Genomic DNA, 18,747 nt, shown 5'->3' on the forward strand with positions numbered 1-18,747 from the left:
AGTTCGGCTGGAATCGAACGATGGCTGCCGGATTTATATGATCTGGAGACTCAGAATCGTGTTGGGTGCCGTATGTGGAGCCTGGTACATGTTATCCACCCAGGCGGATGAACACCAGGAGGAGAGTAGATGGACGAAAATGCAACCTTTCTTGAGGAAAAGCGGTGACTCCGTTGCACCATGAGAGGAACATCCGGCTGAAGCGATACCTCATCACAGTCGAGGTCGCCGGGTTCGTCCTGCTCGGCTGTTACGCCGCTGTCGCCTCTTACCTCGCCGCGACCATCCCGCCTGACGCACTCCTGCTCTACGAAGTCACGGAGGAGAGGGCCCGGGAGGGCATCCTCATCCACCTCGACGAGGAGATGTTCCGGAATCTGCCGGTTCTGGACACGTTCCTCCGGGGTGAGGGACATCATGCCGGAGAAGAGCCGTATACTTCCGGGCACATCCGGTTGGTGGGGAGCATGGAATACCCGGAGAAGATCCGCCAGGAAACGATCGACGTCTACATCTTCGATAATGAGACCGGTGGGAGGAAGTATTTCGAGTACGAGGGCCGGTACTATCGGGTCGGGACGGTTTACCAGGACTGAACGGCTGGAGGAAGAACGAGGGGACCTGTATACGGTCTACCAGGAAATCCTTGTTTCCGAGCCGTTGGGTTTAATTTTCGACCTGAAACCCATTCCGAAGCCCCGACGTGCAGACGCGCAGCACAGAAAAGGTTTATAGGAGAGCGTCGATGTCTCCATCGTGAATATCGGGATCGGTGTCCCGGGACGCGCCGGCAGGTGAAGATCAATGAAAGAAAGAAAAGCCATGAGTAATACCGGCCGAAGAGGGCTGATCTGCATCGCCCTGCTACTCTTAATCCTGGCCGGCAGCGGTATAGCGTGCGCATCTCCGGGTGGAGAACCTCCGGCCGATGCGGGGGAGGGCCGGGAGGCTGTGCTTGCGGAACCCGCAGGTATGACGACGTATCAGGGACCCGATAGTGCGTTCAGCGTCTTCTACAACCCCGTGCTTCTCGGGTGTGGCCTGGGCGCCGTGATCGTGCTCGTGGTGGGCTATTACCTCATCCGGAGGTCCCGCGGGAAGGACGCACCGTGAGTCTCCTCTTCTTTCCGGCCGTCGCCTTCGTCCTCGCGTGGCCGTTCGCCCTCATAACCCTGATCGGGAAGCTGGAACGGGAAAAGCAGCGCCCGCTGCGATCGGTACGATTTGTGCAGGCTCCCTACCCCCCGCCAGGGTGAAGGTGGAACAGGGAGATGAAACGATGCCACAGACCAGAAGATTCTGGACCCTCGCGGCGGTTGCCACGCTCATCCTGCTGACCGTCGCCGCCGGGTGCCTCGACCGGCCGCTGACCCCGGGCCATCGCACGCTGGAGGGGGATGTCTGGGTGCTGAAACTGGACGATGTCGGGGACCGGGAGTGGTTCACCGTCATCGACAGCGGAAGGTTCGACGAAGCGTTCTCCATCACCGAGGCTCCCGGCGGCTACGCGATCGCTGGATCCGTCTCGGATACAGGCGAGTTCCACCCGACGCCACGGGTTATCCTCCTCGACCGGGCGGGGGTGGTGATGTGGGATATGACCTACCCGTCGTCGGACGATCGCCGCGGGACGGGAATTGCATCTGCAGGTCCGGGAGGGTTCGCCGTCGCGGCCTCCCACGGCCTCCTTATCCTGGCGGACACAGAAGGGAGCGAACGGCACCACACGGACCTTGCTGCGGAAGGGGAGTACTGGGCGATCGCACCCTCGGACACCGGGGGCTGGATTGTGGCCGGGGGCGACCGGATTGCAAGGATCGACGGTAACGGCACGGTCGCCTGGCAGGTACCGGCCGGGGGCGTGAGTCCGGGTTCACTCCCGATCATCGTCCCGGCACCGGCGGGAGGGTTCCTCGTCGCCGGAGAGGCTGCAGAGGCGCCCGGAGCCATCACAGCGGCGAAGTTCGACGACCGGGGCGCACCGGTCTGGAACATGACGGTCCAGGGCGATCCTGGAGAGCGGTACCTCCTCGCGGCGGCCCGGCAAGTTCCGGTTGGCGGTTACAGTCTGCTTGCCGGGGTCACGGGACCAGTGAGAGTCCTGGAGGTCTCGCTCGGCGAGGACGGGAGCATCCTCCGGCGGAGCACGATCAACGCCTCCGCTCCGGTGGCCTGGACCCCTGCCGGCGGGTACCTCGCGGCGACCCTTGTCGAGAATGACTACGGCGGTGCCCTGCTCCGGGTGGAGGGGCTCGATGAGGATGGTGCCACACGGTGGGCGTCGACGCAGCGGCTGGACGAGTACAGCAGCATCGTGGCCCTCATCCCGACGGCCGATGGCGGGTCGGCTGTGCTCGGGATGTACATGAAGTATTGATGCCGGGGGAAGAGGCCGGTTCCACCGGGTTCTGGGGGGAGCCGACCCGCGCGCAGAACAACAACCCTTAAGAGCAACCCTACGAGAGATACTACTCAAATGCTCGATCAGTTCAAAGGCTGCCTCCTCGGCGCCGCCATCGGCGACGCGCTCGGCATGGCGCGGGAGAGCACGCCGCCCGACTTCCAGCGCCTCCAGGAGGGCTACCGCCGGGCGTGGCGGGGGCACCCGAACGCCGGGCTGAAACCCGGGCAGTTCACCGACGACACCCAGACGATGCTCCTTGTTGCCGGGATGCTCGCCGACGGCACCTACTCGGAGAACGCCTACGCGGCCGCCCTTGCCCGGATGTACGCGGACGGGGAACTCCGGTTCCCCGACGGCGCCGTGGAGACCGCATGCCGCCACCTCCTCTCCGGCGGCAAATCGAGCGGCGTCCCCTCAAACACCGCCGGTTGCATCAGTATCGCGGTCCCGTTCGGTCTCCTCTACGGCGAACCGGTCGACGTCACCGAGCGGGTGGTCCAGGCCTGCAGCGTCACCCACACCCACCCGGCGGCCCACGCGGGGGCGATCACCGTCGCGATGCTCATCCACCACGCTGTCCGCGGCCACCCCGACGCTCTTGACCTCGCCGCGAAGCACGCCGCCCTCGAGGACGTCACCCTCGGCAGCAAGGTCCGCGCCGCCGTCCACCTCGCAAACGAGGGGATCAGCCTCGAGAGTGCCCTCTCGGTGATAGGAAACGACGTCACCGTCTACCAGACGGTCCCGCTCGCGTTCTTCCTGATGACCCGGATCCGCGACGTCACTGCCCTTCTCACGACCGCCGCACACGTCGGGGGGAACACCGATACCATCGCGCTCATATGCGGGGCCTACGCGGGCGCCCTCTACGGGAGATCCGCTCTCCCGCCGGACCTCCTCGACGGGCTCGAGGGAAGAGACGAGATCGAGTCCGTGGCCGCCCGGCTCTATGAGCGCTGCACCACAAAGCCTTAAGATTCTATAAACGACACCTCTCTTTTATGGAAATTGCGATTATCGGTGCATCCGGTTACACCGGTGGCGAGTTAATGCGGCTCCTGCTGCACCACTCATCCGCGGAAGTCGTCGCGGCGACATCCCGGCAGCTGGACGGCACCCCCGTCGCCTCGGTCCACCCCCACCTCCGGGGGCTGACCGATCTTGTCTTCCGGAACACCGAGGCCGGCGATATCGACGCCGACTTCGTCTTCCTCGCCGTCCCCCACACGGCGGCGATGAAGGTGGCCGGGACGCTTGCAGAGCGGGGGATCAGGACTGTCGACCTCTCTGCCGACTACCGGCTCGCGAAGGATGTCTACGAGGAGACCTACGGCGTGACCCATACAGCCTACTTCGAGGCGCCCTACGGCATCCCCGAGCTCCACCGCGACGAGATCCGGGGCGCCTCCTTCGTCGCGAACCCGGGCTGCTTCCCGACGGGGGCGACGCTTGCCGCGGCACCGCTCGCGAAATATGCTCATACCATCATCTACGACTCAAAGACCGGGGTCTCGGGAGCCGGGAACACCCCCTCCGCGACCACCCACTACGCGAACGTCGGCGACAACTTCAGCGCCTACAAGTGGACGACCCACCGTCACGTTGCCGAGATGAAGCAGGAGGTCGCCCGGCTCGGATCAGACGCCCGGTGCTACTTCACGCCGCACCTCCTCCCGGTGAACCGGGGCATCCTGACGACAGCCCACATCCTCCTCAACGAGCCGATGGGGCAGGACGAGGTCGAGGCGCTCTACAAGAAGTTCTACGCAAACGAGTTCTTCGTCCGCTACCAGAAGCCGAGCCTTGCCGCTGTCCGCGGAACGAACTTCTGCGACGTGGCCGTCGAGAGCGAAGGCGACCGTATCGTCGCGGTCTCGGCGATCGACAACCTGGTCAAGGGCGCGAGCGGCCAGGCGATCCAGAACATGAACCTGATGTGCGGGTTTGCGGAAGACGACGGTCTCCGCAACGCCGGGATGCTCCCCTGAGGTGATGAGATGGCGCTGAAGGTCAGGGAGATCATGACCCCGGACCCGGTGACCGTCCAGGTCGATTCGCCGGTGAGCGAGGCGGCAGGACTGCTCCGGAAGTACCATATCGGCGGGCTTCCCGTGATGGACGGGGAGCGCGTGGCGGGCATCGTCACCGAGACCGATATCCTCTCGCTCCTCGATACCGGCGACCTCTCCAACGACCTCTGGCTTCCGTCGCCGCTTGAGGTGATCGAGGTCCCGGTCCGGGAATTCATCAACTGGGAGAAGACGAAACGGGCGCTCGCTGATATCGGGGGTATGGAGGTGCGGCGGGTGATGAGCAGCCCGGTCGTCGCCATCGACGAGGACGCCGATATCACCGAGGCGGCAAGCCAGATGCTCCACGAGGGGATTGCACGTCTCCCGGTCCTCCGCGACGGACGGCTGGTCGGGATCGTCACCCGGGCCGACATCATCCGGGGCATCGGGGCATCTTCGGAGGAAGAGTTATGAAGAGTGTATGCGGGGTTGAAGGCGTCAGTGCCTGGGGTATCAAGGAAGGAAAGTTCGGGCTCGCCCTGATCCGGGCGAGCGGGACCGCGGCCGGGGTCTTTACGTCGAATAAGATGCGGGCGGCCCCGGTCGAGGTGATGATGGAGCGGATAGAGAGGGGTGCCCTTGACGCCGTCGTCGTCAACAGCGGGTGCGCGAACGCCTACACCGGCGAGCGGGGCTACCGCGACGCGGTGGAGATGTGCGGCGTCGCGGCGGGAGCCCTCGGCCTTGCACCAGAGTCGGTCGGCGTCGCGAGCACCGGGGTGATCGGGCGCTATCTTGACCTCCCCCTCATCCGGGACCAGTGCGGGCGGGTGGCGCCCCTCCTTGCCCGGAGTGCTGACGCCGAGGATGCGGCGGCACGGGCGATCATGACGACCGACACGTTCCCAAAACACGCCCTCGTCAAGACGGAGTCGTTTGCCGTCGGCGGGATCACGAAGGGCAGCGGCATGATCGCCCCGAACATGGGGACGATGCTCGCGTTCATCTACACCGATGCCGAGGTCGAGGCTCCCGTTCTGCAGGACATCCTCCGGCAGGCGACCCGGCGGTCGTTCAACCGGGTCGTCGTCGACGGGGACACGAGCACGAACGACGTTGCCTTCTGCACCGCGACCGGCGCCGCAGGCCGGGTTGACCGGGCCGAGCTCGCGAGGGCCGTCGAGACCGTCTGCCGGGACCTCGCCGTTCAGATCGCCCGCGACGGCGAAGGGGCGACGAAACTCCTCGAGGTCACCGTCCGCGGCGCCCCCGACGAGGACGCCGCCGCCGCCGTGGCGCGGACGGTCGTCGCCTCCCCGCTCGTCAAGACTGCCATCTACGGCGAGGACCCGAACTGGGGCCGCGTGGTTGCCGCCGCCGGCCGGGCCGGGGTGGAGTTCGACCCCTACGCCGTCTCGCTCCGGGTCGGGGAGATACCGCTCGTCCGCCGCGGCGAGATCGTCGCCGATCTCGGGGCGGCAAAGGCCGCGATGCGCGGTGCGACCGTCACGTTCGACCTCGACCTTGCGGCAGGCGAGGGGAAGGCGACCGCGTGGGGGTGCGACCTCACCGAGAAGTACGTAGAGATCAACGGGAAGTACACGACATGAAACGAGAAGACGTGCTGATGGAGGCACTCCCCTACATCCAGAAGTTTTACGGCAAGACGATCGTGATCAAACTCGGCGGCCACGCGATGGTCGACCAGAGCATCCTCGAGACGGTGATCCGGGACGCCGTCCTTCTCCGCTACGTCGGGATGAAGGTCGTCCTGGTCCATGGCGGGGGTCCCGAGATCACCGCGAAGATGCAGGCGATGGGCAAAGAGCCCAAGTTCGTCGGGGGGCTCCGGATCACCGATGCCGAGACGCTCGAGATCGCCCAGATGGTCCTCGTGGGCAAGATCAACGATGGCATAGTCTCCCTCATCGCGAACTGCGGCACCCGTGCGGTCGGGCTCTCCGGCAACGACGGCAACCTCCTCATCGCCCGGAAGATGGAGCCCCAGCGAGTGAAGGTGGGAGAGGTGATGCAGGAGGTGGACCTCGGCCAGGTCGGCGAGATCGAGGAGGTCGACCCCGAGGTGCTTCACTGTCTCCTCACCCAGAACTACATCCCGGTCGTGGCCCCGATCGCCATCGACCGGCAGGGCAGGAGCCTCAACATCAACGCCGATACGGCGGCCGCCGAGATCGCGATTGCTCTTCGGGCATTCAAACTGGTCAACCTGACAGACGTCGACGGGGTGATGGACGCCGACCGGACGATGGTCTACCACCGGCTCGCGCTCACCGAAGCGGAGGCGATGATCGGTGAGGGGATCATCGCCGGGGGGATGATCCCGAAACTCGAAGGCTGCATGAAGGCGGTCCGGAACGGAGTCGCGAGCGCCCATGTCGTGAACGGCAACAAAGAGCACAACCTGCTCCTTGAGCTCTTCACCGACCAGGGTGTCGGGACGATGCTCACCCAATAACCCTTTTTTTACGGCAGGTTGCCGTCCCCGCTGCACTCCCGCTGCCGCTCTTCGTTCATATCGATAAGGATCTCAAAGATCCCCCGTACGGCGACCGGGTCGATCCGGCTCTCGACGGCGTAGGTGAAGACCCGGTCGAGGACAGCCTTGCGTTGCGGTTCGTCGTGGATGGGGAGATCGTTCTCCTGCTTGATCCGGGCGATTCTCGCCGCAAGTCTCTGCCGCTCTGCAACCAGGTTGATGATCTTCTCGTCAATCTCCCGGATCTCGTTTCTGACGGCATCAAGGGACATACTTCATAGTTGCCCCGGCAACGATTAAACCCGACGGGTCGTCCCGCTCCGGGAAGAGGCGAAGGATATTATCGTGCCGGGACAAACCTGGTACCTGATGCTGCAACGTTTACCGCTGCGCGAGCGCCGGGACCTCCTGATCGCGTGGCTTGCCATATCGATCGCCTTCACCCTGATCTACATCCGCGGTGGAGTGGACTTCATCGGGCTCATCTTCTTCTTCGTGATGTCGCTCGTCACGGTGGGGGTTGCCTTCGTCCTGCACGAACTCGCGCACAAGTTCGCCGCCATGCGCTACGGTTACTGGGCGGAGTTCCAGAAGGACAACCAGATGCTCCTCGTCGCTGTCGTCATGGCGGCGCTCGTCGGTGTCGTCTTTGCGGCGCCGGGGGCAACCTACGTCTACGGGAACGCGACACGGAACGAGAACGGGTGGATATCGGCGGCGGGACCGATCACGAACCTCCTCCTCTGCATACCCTTCGCGGCCCTCATGTTCTTTGGCGGCGGGGGCCTCCTTGGTATCGTGGGCCTCGTCGGGCTCCGGGTCAACGCGATGATCGCGACGTTCAACATGCTCCCGATCAGCGTCCTCGACGGCCGCAAGGTCCTCGCCTGGAACCCGGTCATCTTTGTCGTGCTCATCGCCGCCTCCGCCGGGCTCCTCTTCTGGTCGCTCCTGTGAGGGATCGGCCCCCTCTGCTTTTTCAGGCCCGCTTCAGGGTGAACCGGAACGCGGCACCGCACTCCGGCCGGCCCGGTATGCGGTCGTCGACCCGGACCCTGCCGCCGTAGCGCTCGACAAGCATCCGCGTGATATAAAGGCCGAGGCCCTGACCGCTTTTGCGGCTCCGGCTCTGCCCGAACCGCATGAAGACGGCCTCTTTCATCACGTCGGGAACCCCCGGCCCGGTGTCCTCGACAGAGACCCGGACCTCATCGCCGTGCTCCTCCACCCGGATCGTGACCTCGACCGCCGGCCCCCCGAACTTGATGGCGTTCCCGATCAGGTTCGTGAAGACCTCGGAGAGGAGTGCATCGGCCGTGACCGTAAGATCCGTGCCGCCATAGCAGAAACGGATCTCCGGGAACATCCCGATCTCCTCACGGATCACTCTATCAAGGTCGACCGGCACGAGTACGGCCGACTCCTGGTGGATCCGCCGGATTGTCGAGACGTTTCTTAAGATCTCGATGCTCTTCCTGATGCTGGCCTGGAGTTTCCGGGCATATCCCTTCGCCTCCCCCTCGAGTGTCTCGAGGAGGAGGTCGGTGTAGAGGCCCGAGACGTTCTCGGCATTCCTGATGTCGTGGCCGAGGATATCGAGGTAGAGGTTCGCCTCACGCTCGGCCACCTCGAGCTGCCGGATCAGCATGGTGCGCTCGACGGATGTGCCGATCTCCCTCCCTATGGCAATAAGTAGGGAACGGTCGGGTTGGGTGAACCGGCTGCCGTTCCGGGGCACCACGTTCAGGGCGCCGACGACCTTCCCGTGCGCCATGATCGGGACGCTGGCATACGGGTGCGGCCTCCCGCCGCTCTCCCCCGGGTGGCGGAGATGCGGGTGATCGTCGAAGAACCGGGGCTTTCCTGCAACCAGCACGTCCGCGTAGGGTGGAGCGGTGATGTCCGGGATGCACGACTGCACGGGGAATCCTTCCGGCAGCCCGTCCGCACAGACGAGCCGCGCTCTCAGCCTTCCCGGTTCGATCAGGTAGATTCCGCCGCCCGCAAGGTCGAGGAGGGCGAGGGTCGCCGCAAGTACGCTCTCCAGCATCTCATCGATATCCGTCGTGGATGCCGATACCCCGATGATCTGGTTTAAGACGGAGAGCGCCCGGTTATGGGCCTGGATCTCTCTTTCGGCCCGCTTGATGGAGGTGATATCGGTGAGCGAAGCCGCCCGGCCAATGGGAGCCCCGGTATCGTCCGTGACGACGTTTCCTGAGAATATGGCACAGAACGTCGAACCGTCCCGCCTCTTCCCGATCCGCTCGCCGGTATACCTGCCAGAACTGGTGATGATCTGGCCGTCCTGCCAGAACTCCGTGATCGGCCTCCCGATCACCTCGGAGGGGGAGTCGTAACCCCAGAGAGAGAGGAACGCCTGGTTGACGTAGATATGCCGTCCATCGAGATCCGCGATGGTGAACGCGCTCGGCGAGGATGCTATCGCCATATCCTTGATCCGGAGATCCCGTTCGGCCTCCTTGCGCCTGGTGATATCGATCCCCGACCCCATCCTGCAGAGCGGTTTCCCCGTCTCATCGGTGACGGAGGAGAGGGCGAGCTGCATGGGGAAGGTCGATCCGTCCCGCCGTCGCCCTTCAACCTCCCCGAGCCAGGTCCCGTCCCGGTGAAACGCCTCTACGACCCGCTCTGCCTCCTCCGGGTCGGCCCAGAGCACCGTGGCGGGCTGACCGAGAATCTCCTCCTCCCGCTCCCACCCGTGCATGGAAAGGAAAGCACGGTTGGCGTAGATGATCCTTCCGTCGAGATCCGTGAGACAGATGGCGTCGAGCGACGACGCTATCGCCATATCCTTGATCCGGAGTTCCTGTTCGGCCCGTTTCTGTGCGGTCACATCGCGGAGGGAGCAGAGCGTCCCGGTTATCCGCCCGGAATCATCGTTCAAGGTGCTGAGGGTCTCATCGACGAGGATGGTCTCCCCATCCCATCTTCGGTGGCGGACAATCCCCTGCCAGGTCCCGGAGGACTGAAGGGCGCTTTGCATCTCCTCCTCGTCTTCCGGCCGAAGCCACTCGCGGGTGAAGAGTTCCGATCCTGGTCGGCCGGAATCGCCGTCCGGGGGGGCGCCGTAAAGCCTTTCAGCGGCCCGGTTCGTGTAGGTGATCCGTCCCTCCGCGTCGACCGCGATCACGGCATCCTCCACCTGCGCGAGCACCTGCGCCTGGAACCGGAGTTGCTCTTCCGCTTCCTTCCTCCCTGTGATGTCGGAGTGCGTTCCCGCGATCCGGATCGGGATGCCGCTCTCATCGCGGCCGACCACCCGGAGCCGGTCGAGCACGTAGACCCACGTCCCGGACGCGGAACGCATCCGAAACTCCATCTCGGCGTGATCACGCTCTCCGGTGGCGAGGTCGGCGAGCACCGCTTCCACGTGGCCACGGTCCTCCGGGTGGATGAGCGCGAGAATCGTGGGGATCGTGGGCACGAATGCACCCGGCTCGTAGCCGAGCATCGAGAAACTCCGCGGGCCGTAGACGATCGTGCCTGAACGGACGTCCCAGTCGACCAGTCCGTCGTTTGCCGCCGAGAGTGCGAGGTTCAGCCGCTCTTCGCTCTCCTGCAGCGCCTGCTCCGCACGCCTCCGTTCGGTCACGTCAAGGAGTGACATCACCGAGCGGGCCGTCCCCGGGATCAGGCCGATGGTGGTCTCGACGGTGTGGGTGGTGCCGGAACGGTCGATGAACGTGAAGGAGTAGTTCTGCGGCGCGGCCGCAGGATCCCTCCGGCGGAGGATGTGATATCCCATGATCCGTCGCCGGTCGTCCTCGGACGCGATGAAACTGCTAAGTTGCTTCTTCCCGATGATATCACTCCGAGCATACCCGGAGAGCCGTTCAAACTCCGTGTTCACCAACGAGATGGTGCCGTCGCCCTCGATCAGGATGGTCGCCGTCCCGGTGTACTCGACGATCGCCTCGTAATCCCTCTTCTCGTCCGCGACTTCCCGGAACCGGAACACCCAGTTCTCCCCGGGTGCGGGCCTCCGGCCCGAGCAGTGATACCGCCGCTCCCGTTCGTCCGGGCGGATAAACCGGCATTCGAACTCCTCGATCCTGTCTCCTGACGCCGAAGAAAGCCTCCCGTGAAGATCGGGAACGATCTCGGTTGCGTTTCCCGGTATCCGGCGGAAGGCCGGGTTCGCCCAGACAACGCTGGAATCCTCACCGACCACGAGAATCCCGTCATCCATACCCTCGAATATCCGGTATTCCGGCGGCGTGCCGTAGAGGTGTTCCGGGGGCTTGCTGGGGGTCACATCGGGTCCTTTGAGAGTTTAAGAGAAGTAACTGCTGGGTTGATACAGAGGAGGGATTTTATCAAAGGTTTATTAAGGATTTCGGTTATGGGCTGACGAAAAAATAGTGTTTATTTGTGCCGCAGGGGCTCAAATGGGATCATATTCAGATAATCAGGTTGTATCTTCTTCCGATTTCGGCATCTTCTGGATGAGGTCGACCACGCGCCGCCCCTTCTCCCGTGCCTCCGCGAGCGCGGTGGGGTGCCCTGCAATGCCCCCGTAACGGTCCATGTCGTTTGCTATAACATTGTCCCAGTACTCAAACCCGGTCGTATTGAAGAAGGCCGTCAGCGCCGGAAATGCCGCGTCAAAGACGTTATCCCAGCCGAGTCCCGCGGTCGATATGAATATCCCCTTGTGGCGGCGGATGTGCTCGTCGGTGAAGTAGAGGTTCTTTAAGATGAACTTGCGCGCCCAGAAGTACTGGGCGCGGTCGATCAGCCCCTTGAGTTCCGCCGTGATCCCCATCGAGTAGATGGGGGACGCGACGACGAGGACGTCGGCGGCGATTATCTTCTCGAATACGATCGTGAGATCGTCTTTGATGACGCAGACCCCTGTCCTGTGGCAGGCGTTGCACCCCCGGCACGAGCCGTAGTCAAGCTGCCGAAGGACGATCTTCTCCACATCGGCCCCCGCCTCGCGGGCGCCCTCGAGCACGGCGTCAAGGAGGGTCTCGGTGTTCCCGTGCCGCCGGGGGCTGCCGGAGATCCCGAGGACTTTTACGGTCTCGCTCATGCCGCGAGGACCTCCTTTAAGTGCGTGACGGCCTCCCGTGCCAGGGCTTCCGCGTCGGCCTTCGCGGTCGGGTGGCGGACGATCGCACCCTTCTCGTCGACATCGTTCACCATCAGGTACCTGATGTCTTTGTTCTGTATATCGACGACGTGAAAGAGGCATTTCACCGACGGGATCGCCGCATCAAAGACGTAATCCCAGTTTTGCCCCGCGGTCGATAGAAAGATGCCCATCCGCTTACCTTTACGCTCCGGCGGGACGACCGGGAGGCGGAGGACGTACTTCCGGGAGCGGAAGACCTGCGCCCGGTCGACCAGCGCCTTCGCCTGCGCGGCAAGCCCCATGCAGTAGATGGGCGAGGCGAGGATGATGCAGTCGGCAGCAATTATCCGGTCGTGGACGTAGTCCATGTAATCGTGCTGGACGCACCGGTTGAGCGTCTCACAGAGGTTGCACCCGCGGCAGGGCCTGATATCGACCTCGGAGACGACGATCTTCTCGACCGCGGCCCCTTCGGCCTCCATCGCGGCGAGCACCCAGTCGAGGAGGGTCTCGGAGTTGCCGTGGCGCCGGGGCGAGGCCGCGAACGCGAGGACGTCTATGGTCATATATGATGTGTTGTCCCGGCGAAGGCAAAAAACGTGCCGGGACTCCCCTCTCACTCCTGCACCTTCTCCTGCGACAGCCCGATTGCGAGCGTGCAGCAGAGGGCGATCATCACGAGCATGAACGGGAACGCCGCGGTGATCGCCATCACCTGGAGGGATGAGAGGCCCCCCGTGACGAGGAGGACGATCGCGACTGCGGAGATGGAGAATCCCCAGATGATCTTCTTGTAGTTCGGGACGACCAGACCCCCTCCCGATGTAAGCGAACTGAGGACGACGGTTGCAGAGTCCGCCGACGTGATGAAGAAGACGATCAGGAGAACGATCGCGACGAGCGAGAGGAGTCCGGCGAGGGGGTAGTGTTCGAGGAACGCGAAGAGGGCGAGCGAGACGTCCTCTCCTGCGACGGCGGCGAGGTTCGCTCCCTCTTCGAGTTCGAGGTGCAGCGCCGATCCTCCAAAGACCGCGAACCAGACGAACGTGAAGAGGGTCGGGACGGTGAGAACGGTCAGGACGAACTCGCGGATCGTCCGCCCCCGGGAGATCCGGGCGATGAAGAGCCCCACAAACGGCGACCACGATATCCACCACGCCCAGTAAAAGACCGTCCAGTCCCTGCTCCACTCGAACCCCGCAAACGGGTAGGACTGGAGGCTCAGATCGATGATGTTGTTGATGTAGCCGCCGAGGGTGGAGACGAAGACGTTGAGGACGTAAGGAGCCGATCCGAGGCCGAGGATGAGGAGGAGAAGCACCGCCGCGAGGACGATGTTGAGCTTGGAGAGGACCTGGACGCCTTTCTCCACCCCGAGGATCGCGGATGCCATGAAGAGCGCCGTTGCGATGAGGATGATCCCGATGGTGACCGGGATCGCGGAGGAGATTCCATAGAGGTGGGTGAGCCCGCTGTGGATCTGGAGGGCGCCGAACCCAAGCGATGTCGCGGTCCCGAAGACCGTTGCAAAGACCGCGAGCACATCCACCATCTTCCCGGCTGCGCCGTAGATCCGCTCGCCGAGAATGGGATAAAAGCAGGAACTGATGAGTGCGGGCATCCCGCGCCGGAAGGAGAAATACGCAATAGAAAGGCTGACGATCGTGTAGATCGCCCAGGGGTGGATCCCCCAGTGGAAGAACGCGTAGCGCATGGCGAACGCCGCGGCGTCGGGGGATGCGGCGTCGATGAAGGGGGGCGGCTGGAGGAGGTGGACGAGTGGTTCAGAGACTCCCCAGAAGAGGAGCCCGATCCCCATCCCGGCTGCAAAAAGCATCGCGACCCAGCCGAAGAAGCCGTATTGCGGGCGCTCTGCGTCGTAGCCGAGTTTGATCGTCCCGTAGCGGGAGAGCGCGATTGCGAGCGCGAAGACGAGGAAGAAGAAGACCGATATGAGGTAGAGCCAGCTGAAGTGGTCGAGGATCGCGGCGTGAGCCGCAGACGAGGCCGGACCAAGGAGGTCGGGCCTCGCGGCCCCGAACCCGATGAAGAAGAGGATGAGCCCGGCGGAGAGGAGGAAGACTGCCTCTCTCCTGATATACTCACGAAGCATTCCGCCTCCCCGGCTGCGGCACGAGGAAGATCGAGGCGCTCGACCCGGTCACGATCCGCTCCGCCGTCTCCCCCATCGGGGCGGAGAGAAACGCCGGGCTCTTTCTCCCGAGGACGACGACGTCGGCCTCGATCCGGTCGGAGACGTGGAGCACCTGCGCGGCGGGGTCCCCGATCCGCTCTTCAACGGTGACCCGCCCGAAGTACGGGCGGAGTTCTTCGGCCACCGTGTGGAGTTCTCTCTCGACGGCCTCCCGCCGGGTCCGTTCCGCCAGCGGGTCGGCCATCCTCCCCCTGACATGGAGGACGTGGCACCAGGCTCCCGCGAACTCCATCACGTAGGGGAGCGGGCGGGCGGACGCCTCGTCAAGATCGGTCGCATAGAGGATGTTGAGATCGCTCTGGTCGGGTTCCGTCCCGTCGTCAGGCAGGCGGGGCCGGACCTTGTGGACGAGTACGGGAACGTCGGCGAGCCGGAGGAGATCCCGCGAGACGCTTCCAAGGAGCATCGTCTCGATGTGCCACCGCCGCTTCGCCTTCATGTAGATGCCGTCGGCTCCCTCAAGGAGGGCCGCCTCCGCGATCGCCGAGGCGATGTGGCCTTCCCCGGTCTTTACCTCCACGATGAGTCCCGCCTCTTCGAGCGCCTCTGATAGAAGCGTGAGCCATGAGAGGTCGGCTCCCCTGAAGAACGAGCCGGGTTCGTTCACGTGGTAGAGGCAGACGGAGTTCGCCCCGAGAGTTTTGAGCATCCTTCCGACCTTCCTCAACTCTTCAGGCCTTTCTTTGTAGGCGACCGGAATCAGCGTCTTCTCTAACATCCACTGGACACCTCAAGAATACCGGGTCGCCGCCCGGCAAACCCTGAATACGGGTTATGTCGGGGTTTCGGCACCATTAATGCACCGAAGTCGATCCCGGCCCCGTCCGGCGGGGTCGGCTCACGACGTCTTCGGATATTCTGTATTTTGCCGCGTGCGAGAAGTTGGAGCGGTTGTTTTGCCGTCGGGAAAAAGAGGTTTTAGATCTTCTTGAAGCAGAGGTACCAGTCCTTGCACTCGTAGCCTTCCTGCATCCGTTTCTCGATCTCTTCGGGGGTCTTTGGCGCCGGGACGATCACCTTCTCCCCGGGCTGCCAGTTCGCCGGCGTCGCGATGCCGTGCGCGTCCGAGGCCTGGAGGGCCTTCGTCAGCCGGAGGATCTCGGGCATCGAGCGACCGTTGGACATCGGGTAGTAGAGCATGGCTCGCATGATCCCTTTGTCGTCGATGAAGAAGACCGTCCTGATCGTGGAGGTGCTGCTCTGCCCGGGATGGATCATCCCGTAGCGGCGGGCGACCTTCATGTCGAGGTCGGCGATGATGGGGAACGGGATCTCGACGCCCATCTTCTCCTTGATGTTCCGGACCCAGGCAAGGTGCGAGTGGACGCTGTCGATCGAGAGGCCGACGAGCTGGACGTTCAGTTCCTTGAGTTCGTCGGCGATCGCGGCGAAGGCCATGAACTCCGTGGTGCAGACCGGCGTGAAGTCGGCCGGGTGGGAGAAGAGGATGACCCACTTCCCCTTGAGATCCGAGAGTTTCAGGCGTCCGTGGGTTGTCAGCACGTCGAATTCCGGCGCTTTCTCGCCGATAACCGGCATCTGAAGCAGTTCTTCGGGTTCCATGATTCACTTCCTCGGGCGGTTGCCCAGGTACTCCTCGAGGGCGGTCTTGCCGTGGACGTAGGCCGGCATCCCCGCGAGCAGGAACGCGACCCTGAGCCCTTCCTCGATCTCCTCCTTCGATACGCCGATGCTCCCGGCACCGGCCATCTGCGCCCGGACGGCGTGCCCGTCCCGGAGCGCGGCCGCAATCGCGATCGCGATGACCTTCTTCGTCTGCTTCGAGAGAGCGCCGTCGGCCCAGATCATCTGGTCGAGCCCCATGACGCTCGCGTAGAGGTCGGGGTCGGTCTCTTTGAGTTCCTTGAAGATTACGGGAATTTTGCCGATCTTCTCTTCGAGTCTCTTCTCTTCCATACCGATCACTCCTCGAGCACCATCGCCTCGCCGCAGCAGACCAGTTCGCCGCCGCCGGCTTCCAGCACCTGGACAACGTTTCCGCAGATCTCGCAGTGGTAGACCTGCCCTTTTGCCGATACGTTCACCATTCTTCTCACCTCAACGGTTCTCCGGTTTCTTTCTCTCGGGAGGATTCAGGACGTCTTCGGGCGTCTTGATGTCCGGCCTGATGTGCGTCATCGGGAGGCAGTTGTACATCTCGCAGGCGCAGGTCGGGCATTTGACGAGATCTTCATCGCTGCTGTCGATCCGGACCTCCCGTCCACAGTCGATGCAGATGAACCGGCCCGGGCCCGGCTTCTCACCGGCTTTCGCTGTCTTGTTGGTCTCTGGTTCGGCCATAGAAATTCACCAGAGCGGTAATTGCCTCACAAGATATTTAGCCGTTCCCCTCCGGGCATACCCGTATCCTATTAATAGAGTCATGCGCAACCCAGCACCATGCAAAAGAAGGTTGTCGCGCTGCTCGGGAGCCCCGTTCTCGATGGGAACACCGCCCGTCTCCTCGACGAGGCTATCAGGGGTGCAGAGGAGGCCGGGTGCGAGGTCGAGAAGTTCGAGGTCGCACACATGGACGTTCTGCCCTGCATGGAGTTCTTCCAGTGCATGGAAAGCGATACCTGTCTTATCCAGGACGAGATGGAGGAGATCTTTAAGAAGTTCCGGGAACTGGACGGCCTGATCATCGCCACCCCGGTGATGACGATGGGCATCCCCGGACGGCTCAAATCGTTCATGGACCGGTTCCAGGTCTTTTACATGGCAAAATACCACCGGGGGCGCTCGTTCATCACTCCCGAGAGGCGGAAGAAGCGAAAGATGCTCTTCATCTCGATCGCCGGGATGAACATCCCGAACGTATTTCTCGGCGTGAAGATGACCGCCCGGGCGTTCGGGGAGATCATCGACTGCCCTTACTGGGACGAGGTGCTCCAAAACGACATGGACACGATCCGGGACATCCGGACGCGGCCGGAGGTGGTGGAGGCGGCCCACAAGAAGGGCTACGAACTCGGGCATCTCCTTGCCGGCGAGAATCCCTCACTGTGAGCTGTCGGGCTCGATGTGGACGACGACATCGGCGAGCCCCGGCACCGCTTCCTTGAGCCGGCGTTCCACCTCGTCGGAGATATCGTGCGCCCGGGCGACCGGGAGTGCCGGATCGACGGTGATGTGGATGTCGGCAAGGATCTCGTCCGGTTTTCCCCGGCACCGGAAGTCGTGGTACCCGGTCACCCCCGGAGTATCCATCACCACCGCTTCGATGAGCGCCGGGTCGCAGGGGAGTTTCATCGTGTCGGTGAGAACCCGGGCGGCGTCGTAGAGGACCCCGACCCCCATCCTCGCGATGAGGAGACCGATGGCGAACGCGATGACCGGGTCGGCCTCTGGGAACCCGAGCCCGACGGCGAGAAATCCCGCGAGGACGGCGATCGAGACGAAGACGTCGCTTTTTGTGTGCTGGGAGTCGGCGACCAGGATCTGGCTCCGGTACTCCTCGCCTTTTCGGCGTTCGTAGGTGGAGACGGCGAGATTGATGAGGACAGTTCCGACCATGACCCCGACGGTGACCGCGGTGATCTCGGGGGCGACGGCTTCGACGAGCCGCTGATAGCCCTCGTAGAGGATCCCGGCGGCGGTCAGGAGGAGCATCGCCCCGATGACCAGGGTCCCGAGGGTCTCGATCTTGCCGTGGCCGTAGGGGTGCTCGGGGTCGGGGGGTTTTCCGGCAAAGTAGAGGGCGACTATGCCGACGACGTTCGAGAGGGAGTCGAACCCCGAATGGAACGCGTCCGCCACCATGCTCACCGACCCGGCAAGGAGGCCGAAGACCACTTTGGCGAGTGCGACGAAGAGGTTCAGGGCAAGGACGATGAGAAAGATCCGGCGCACCCGTTTGCCATGCATCCGCCCGGGGTAGGTGCTCCGGCGACATAGGGTTTCCGGAGATGAAGGTGAAAGATTTAATACGAGCGTCCTGCAATGATCCATCCATGCCGACAGATGAGAACGCTCAGAATGCGTACGCCGGGGAGTCCCAGGCGAACAGGAAGTACTCAGTCTTTGCAGAGAAAGCGGTCGCCGAGGGTTATCCGGCGGTTGGGAAACTGTTCCGTGCGGCAAGCGAGGCGGAGGCCATCCATGCGAAGCGCCTCCTCTTCCTCCTGAACGCCGTCGGGAGCACCGAAGAGAACCTGAAGGGCGCGATGGAGGGTGAAAACTACGAGTTCATGGAGATGTATCCCCCCTTCGTCGCGGAGGCTAAGTCGGAGCGCAAAAACGAGGCTGCAATCGTCTTCACCCACGCGATGAAGGCCGAGGAGGTGCACGCGAACCTCTACCTCCAGGCGCTCGAGTCCGTCCGCGAAGGAAAGGATCTCGACGCAGAGAAGGTCTACCTCTGCCCGGTCTGCGGCAACATCGAGATCGGGAAGCCCCCCGAGAAATGCCCGATCTGCGGAGTCCCGGATCGGATGTTCCGCGAGATCCAGTAACATCTTTTTTCCGGGCCGGTGCCGCGGCACCCCTCTATGTTAAATACTGTCCCTGAGATATCCC

23 protein-coding genes are annotated in these 18,747 nt (G+C 63.4%); 12 read left to right on the forward strand and 11 right to left on the reverse strand.

Translation table 11 applies throughout. From position 1 onward, the window contains the following. Positions 1–164: 164 nt before the first annotated feature. The 9 genes from QZ650_RS10900 to argB all read left to right on the forward strand — a co-directional run bounded on the left by QZ650_RS10900 (position 165) and on the right by argB (position 6,892). Positions 165–596, forward strand: a complete 432-nt coding sequence (locus tag QZ650_RS10900) for a hypothetical protein (RefSeq protein ID WP_292519157.1) — start codon at positions 165–167, stop codon at positions 594–596. 208 nt (positions 597–804) lie between these two features. Beyond that, complete coding sequence (locus QZ650_RS10905; RefSeq protein ID WP_292519155.1) at positions 805–1,113, forward strand: hypothetical protein; 309 nt, start codon at positions 805–807, stop codon at positions 1,111–1,113. After that, positions 1,110–1,256 carry a hypothetical protein gene (locus QZ650_RS10910; protein ID WP_292519152.1) on the forward strand — a complete coding sequence of 49 codons (147 nt, stop codon included), beginning with the start codon at positions 1,110–1,112 and terminating at the stop codon, positions 1,254–1,256. The genes QZ650_RS10905 and QZ650_RS10910 overlap by 4 nt, the downstream gene beginning before the upstream one ends. Positions 1,257–1,279: 23 nt before the next feature. Beyond that, a complete protein-coding gene (locus QZ650_RS10915) occupies positions 1,280–2,377 on the forward strand; it encodes a hypothetical protein (RefSeq protein ID WP_292519151.1) in 1,098 nt (365 codons plus the stop codon). 99 nt (positions 2,378–2,476) lie between these two features. Then, positions 2,477–3,379, forward strand: coding sequence for an ADP-ribosylglycohydrolase family protein (locus tag QZ650_RS10920; protein WP_292519149.1), 903 nt, complete (start codon positions 2,477–2,479; stop codon positions 3,377–3,379). Positions 3,380–3,405: 26 nt separating this feature from the next. Next, positions 3,406–4,392, forward strand: a complete 987-nt coding sequence (gene argC, locus QZ650_RS10925) for an N-acetyl-gamma-glutamyl-phosphate reductase (protein WP_292519147.1) — start codon at positions 3,406–3,408, stop codon at positions 4,390–4,392. 15 nt (positions 4,393–4,407) lie between these two features. Next, a complete protein-coding gene (locus QZ650_RS10930) occupies positions 4,408–4,890 on the forward strand; it encodes a CBS domain-containing protein (protein ID WP_292519358.1) in 483 nt (160 codons plus the stop codon). Then, on the forward strand, positions 4,887–6,026 hold the full coding sequence (argJ, locus tag QZ650_RS10935; protein ID WP_292519146.1) for a bifunctional glutamate N-acetyltransferase/amino-acid acetyltransferase ArgJ: 1,140 nt from the start codon (positions 4,887–4,889) through the stop codon (positions 6,024–6,026). Before QZ650_RS10930 ends, argJ begins: the two co-directional genes overlap by 4 nt. Further along, positions 6,023–6,892 carry an acetylglutamate kinase gene (argB, locus tag QZ650_RS10940; RefSeq protein WP_292519144.1) on the forward strand — a complete coding sequence of 290 codons (870 nt, stop codon included), beginning with the start codon at positions 6,023–6,025 and terminating at the stop codon, positions 6,890–6,892. Before argJ ends, argB begins: the two co-directional genes overlap by 4 nt. A gap of 8 nt (positions 6,893–6,900) precedes the next feature. On the opposite strand, the gene QZ650_RS10945 is transcribed toward argB, so the two are convergent. Next, complete coding sequence (locus tag QZ650_RS10945) at positions 6,901–7,185, reverse strand: chorismate mutase (RefSeq protein WP_292519142.1); 285 nt, start codon at positions 7,183–7,185, stop codon at positions 6,901–6,903. A gap of 97 nt (positions 7,186–7,282) precedes the next feature. Here QZ650_RS10945 and QZ650_RS10950 point away from each other — a divergent pair, with 97 nt between their 5' ends. Beyond that, positions 7,283–7,870: a site-2 protease family protein gene (locus tag QZ650_RS10950; protein WP_292519140.1), complete on the forward strand. Its 588-nt coding sequence runs from the start codon at positions 7,283–7,285 to the stop codon at positions 7,868–7,870. Between the two features lie 22 nt (positions 7,871–7,892). Here QZ650_RS10950 and QZ650_RS10955 read toward each other — a convergent pair whose 3' ends face one another. From QZ650_RS10955 to QZ650_RS10995, 9 genes are all read right to left on the reverse strand, one after another. Beyond that, entirely contained in the window at positions 7,893–11,192 is a 3,300-nt protein-coding gene (locus tag QZ650_RS10955) for a PAS domain S-box protein (RefSeq protein ID WP_292519138.1), read from the reverse strand. 153 nt (positions 11,193–11,345) lie between these two features. Further along, a complete protein-coding gene (locus QZ650_RS10960; RefSeq protein ID WP_292519136.1) occupies positions 11,346–11,972 on the reverse strand; it encodes a flavodoxin family protein in 627 nt (208 codons plus the stop codon). Beyond that, entirely contained in the window at positions 11,969–12,580 is a 612-nt protein-coding gene (locus QZ650_RS10965) for an NAD(P)H-dependent oxidoreductase (RefSeq protein WP_292519134.1), read from the reverse strand. Before QZ650_RS10965 ends, QZ650_RS10960 begins: the two co-directional genes overlap by 4 nt. Before the next feature lie 50 nt (positions 12,581–12,630). Beyond that, entirely contained in the window at positions 12,631–14,127 is a 1,497-nt protein-coding gene (locus tag QZ650_RS10970; protein ID WP_292519132.1) for a BCCT family transporter, read from the reverse strand. Next, positions 14,117–14,947: a universal stress protein gene (locus QZ650_RS10975; RefSeq protein ID WP_292519130.1), complete on the reverse strand. Its 831-nt coding sequence runs from the start codon at positions 14,945–14,947 to the stop codon at positions 14,117–14,119. The genes QZ650_RS10970 and QZ650_RS10975 overlap by 11 nt, the downstream gene beginning before the upstream one ends. 200 nt (positions 14,948–15,147) lie before the next feature. Continuing rightward, positions 15,148–15,792: a peroxiredoxin gene (locus tag QZ650_RS10980; RefSeq protein WP_292519129.1), complete on the reverse strand. Its 645-nt coding sequence runs from the start codon at positions 15,790–15,792 to the stop codon at positions 15,148–15,150. Between the two features lie 3 nt (positions 15,793–15,795). Beyond that, positions 15,796–16,146, reverse strand: a complete 351-nt coding sequence (locus QZ650_RS10985) for a carboxymuconolactone decarboxylase family protein (RefSeq protein WP_011843019.1) — start codon at positions 16,144–16,146, stop codon at positions 15,796–15,798. 5 nt (positions 16,147–16,151) lie between these two features. After that, positions 16,152–16,277 carry a desulfoferrodoxin FeS4 iron-binding domain-containing protein gene (locus QZ650_RS10990; RefSeq protein WP_011843020.1) on the reverse strand — a complete coding sequence of 42 codons (126 nt, stop codon included), beginning with the start codon at positions 16,275–16,277 and terminating at the stop codon, positions 16,152–16,154. 10 nt (positions 16,278–16,287) lie between these two features. Beyond that, positions 16,288–16,530: a hypothetical protein gene (locus QZ650_RS10995; RefSeq protein ID WP_067077929.1), complete on the reverse strand. Its 243-nt coding sequence runs from the start codon at positions 16,528–16,530 to the stop codon at positions 16,288–16,290. Between the two features lie 99 nt (positions 16,531–16,629). On the opposite strand from QZ650_RS10995, the gene QZ650_RS11000 reads away from it, so the two are divergent. Then, entirely contained in the window at positions 16,630–17,238 is a 609-nt protein-coding gene (locus QZ650_RS11000; RefSeq protein WP_292519124.1) for a flavodoxin family protein, read from the forward strand. On the opposite strand, the gene QZ650_RS11005 is transcribed toward QZ650_RS11000, so the two are convergent. After that, positions 17,230–18,096, reverse strand: a complete 867-nt coding sequence (locus QZ650_RS11005; RefSeq protein ID WP_292519122.1) for a cation diffusion facilitator family transporter — start codon at positions 18,094–18,096, stop codon at positions 17,230–17,232. The genes QZ650_RS11000 and QZ650_RS11005 overlap by 9 nt on opposite strands. Positions 18,097–18,182: 86 nt before the next feature. On the opposite strand from QZ650_RS11005, the gene QZ650_RS11010 reads away from it, so the two are divergent. After that, on the forward strand, positions 18,183–18,683 hold the full coding sequence (locus QZ650_RS11010) for a rubrerythrin family protein (protein WP_292519120.1): 501 nt from the start codon (positions 18,183–18,185) through the stop codon (positions 18,681–18,683). The last annotated feature ends 64 nt before the right edge of the window (positions 18,684–18,747 follow it).

This window comes from Methanoculleus sp. (assembly GCF_020696975.1).
Classification (GTDB): domain Archaea; phylum Halobacteriota; class Methanomicrobia; order Methanomicrobiales; family Methanoculleaceae; genus Methanoculleus.

What these genes read in the sequence shown, in the direction of transcription:
- argJ (WP_292519146.1), top strand. Translation starts at nt 4,887, where the DNA reads ATGAAGAGTGTATGCGGGGTTGAAGGCGTCAGTGCCTGGGGTATCAAG.
- QZ650_RS10990 (WP_011843020.1), bottom strand. Translation starts at nt 16,277, where the DNA reads ATGGTGAACGTATCGGCAAAAGGGCAGGTCTACCACTGCGAGATCTGC.
- QZ650_RS10920 (WP_292519149.1), top strand. Translation starts at nt 2,477, where the DNA reads ATGCTCGATCAGTTCAAAGGCTGCCTCCTCGGCGCCGCCATCGGCGAC.
- QZ650_RS10975 (WP_292519130.1), bottom strand. Translation starts at nt 14,947, where the DNA reads ATGTTAGAGAAGACGCTGATTCCGGTCGCCTACAAAGAAAGGCCTGAA.
- QZ650_RS10970 (WP_292519132.1), bottom strand. Translation starts at nt 14,127, where the DNA reads ATGCTTCGTGAGTATATCAGGAGAGAGGCAGTCTTCCTCCTCTCCGCC.
- QZ650_RS10995 (WP_067077929.1), bottom strand. Translation starts at nt 16,530, where the DNA reads ATGGCCGAACCAGAGACCAACAAGACAGCGAAAGCCGGTGAGAAGCCG.
- QZ650_RS11005 (WP_292519122.1), bottom strand. Translation starts at nt 18,096, where the DNA reads ATGCATGGCAAACGGGTGCGCCGGATCTTTCTCATCGTCCTTGCCCTG.
- QZ650_RS11010 (WP_292519120.1), top strand. Translation starts at nt 18,183, where the DNA reads ATGCCGACAGATGAGAACGCTCAGAATGCGTACGCCGGGGAGTCCCAG.
- QZ650_RS10950 (WP_292519140.1), top strand. Translation starts at nt 7,283, where the DNA reads ATGCTGCAACGTTTACCGCTGCGCGAGCGCCGGGACCTCCTGATCGCG.
- argB (WP_292519144.1), top strand. Translation starts at nt 6,023, where the DNA reads ATGAAACGAGAAGACGTGCTGATGGAGGCACTCCCCTACATCCAGAAG.
- QZ650_RS10965 (WP_292519134.1), bottom strand. Translation starts at nt 12,580, where the DNA reads ATGACCATAGACGTCCTCGCGTTCGCGGCCTCGCCCCGGCGCCACGGC.
- QZ650_RS10980 (WP_292519129.1), bottom strand. Translation starts at nt 15,792, where the DNA reads ATGGAACCCGAAGAACTGCTTCAGATGCCGGTTATCGGCGAGAAAGCG.
- QZ650_RS11000 (WP_292519124.1), top strand. Translation starts at nt 16,630, where the DNA reads ATGCAAAAGAAGGTTGTCGCGCTGCTCGGGAGCCCCGTTCTCGATGGG.
- QZ650_RS10905 (WP_292519155.1), top strand. Translation starts at nt 805, where the DNA reads ATGAAAGAAAGAAAAGCCATGAGTAATACCGGCCGAAGAGGGCTGATC.
- argC (WP_292519147.1), top strand. Translation starts at nt 3,406, where the DNA reads ATGGAAATTGCGATTATCGGTGCATCCGGTTACACCGGTGGCGAGTTA.
- QZ650_RS10960 (WP_292519136.1), bottom strand. Translation starts at nt 11,972, where the DNA reads ATGAGCGAGACCGTAAAAGTCCTCGGGATCTCCGGCAGCCCCCGGCGG.
- QZ650_RS10985 (WP_011843019.1), bottom strand. Translation starts at nt 16,146, where the DNA reads ATGGAAGAGAAGAGACTCGAAGAGAAGATCGGCAAAATTCCCGTAATC.
- QZ650_RS10915 (WP_292519151.1), top strand. Translation starts at nt 1,280, where the DNA reads ATGCCACAGACCAGAAGATTCTGGACCCTCGCGGCGGTTGCCACGCTC.
- QZ650_RS10945 (WP_292519142.1), bottom strand. Translation starts at nt 7,185, where the DNA reads ATGTCCCTTGATGCCGTCAGAAACGAGATCCGGGAGATTGACGAGAAG.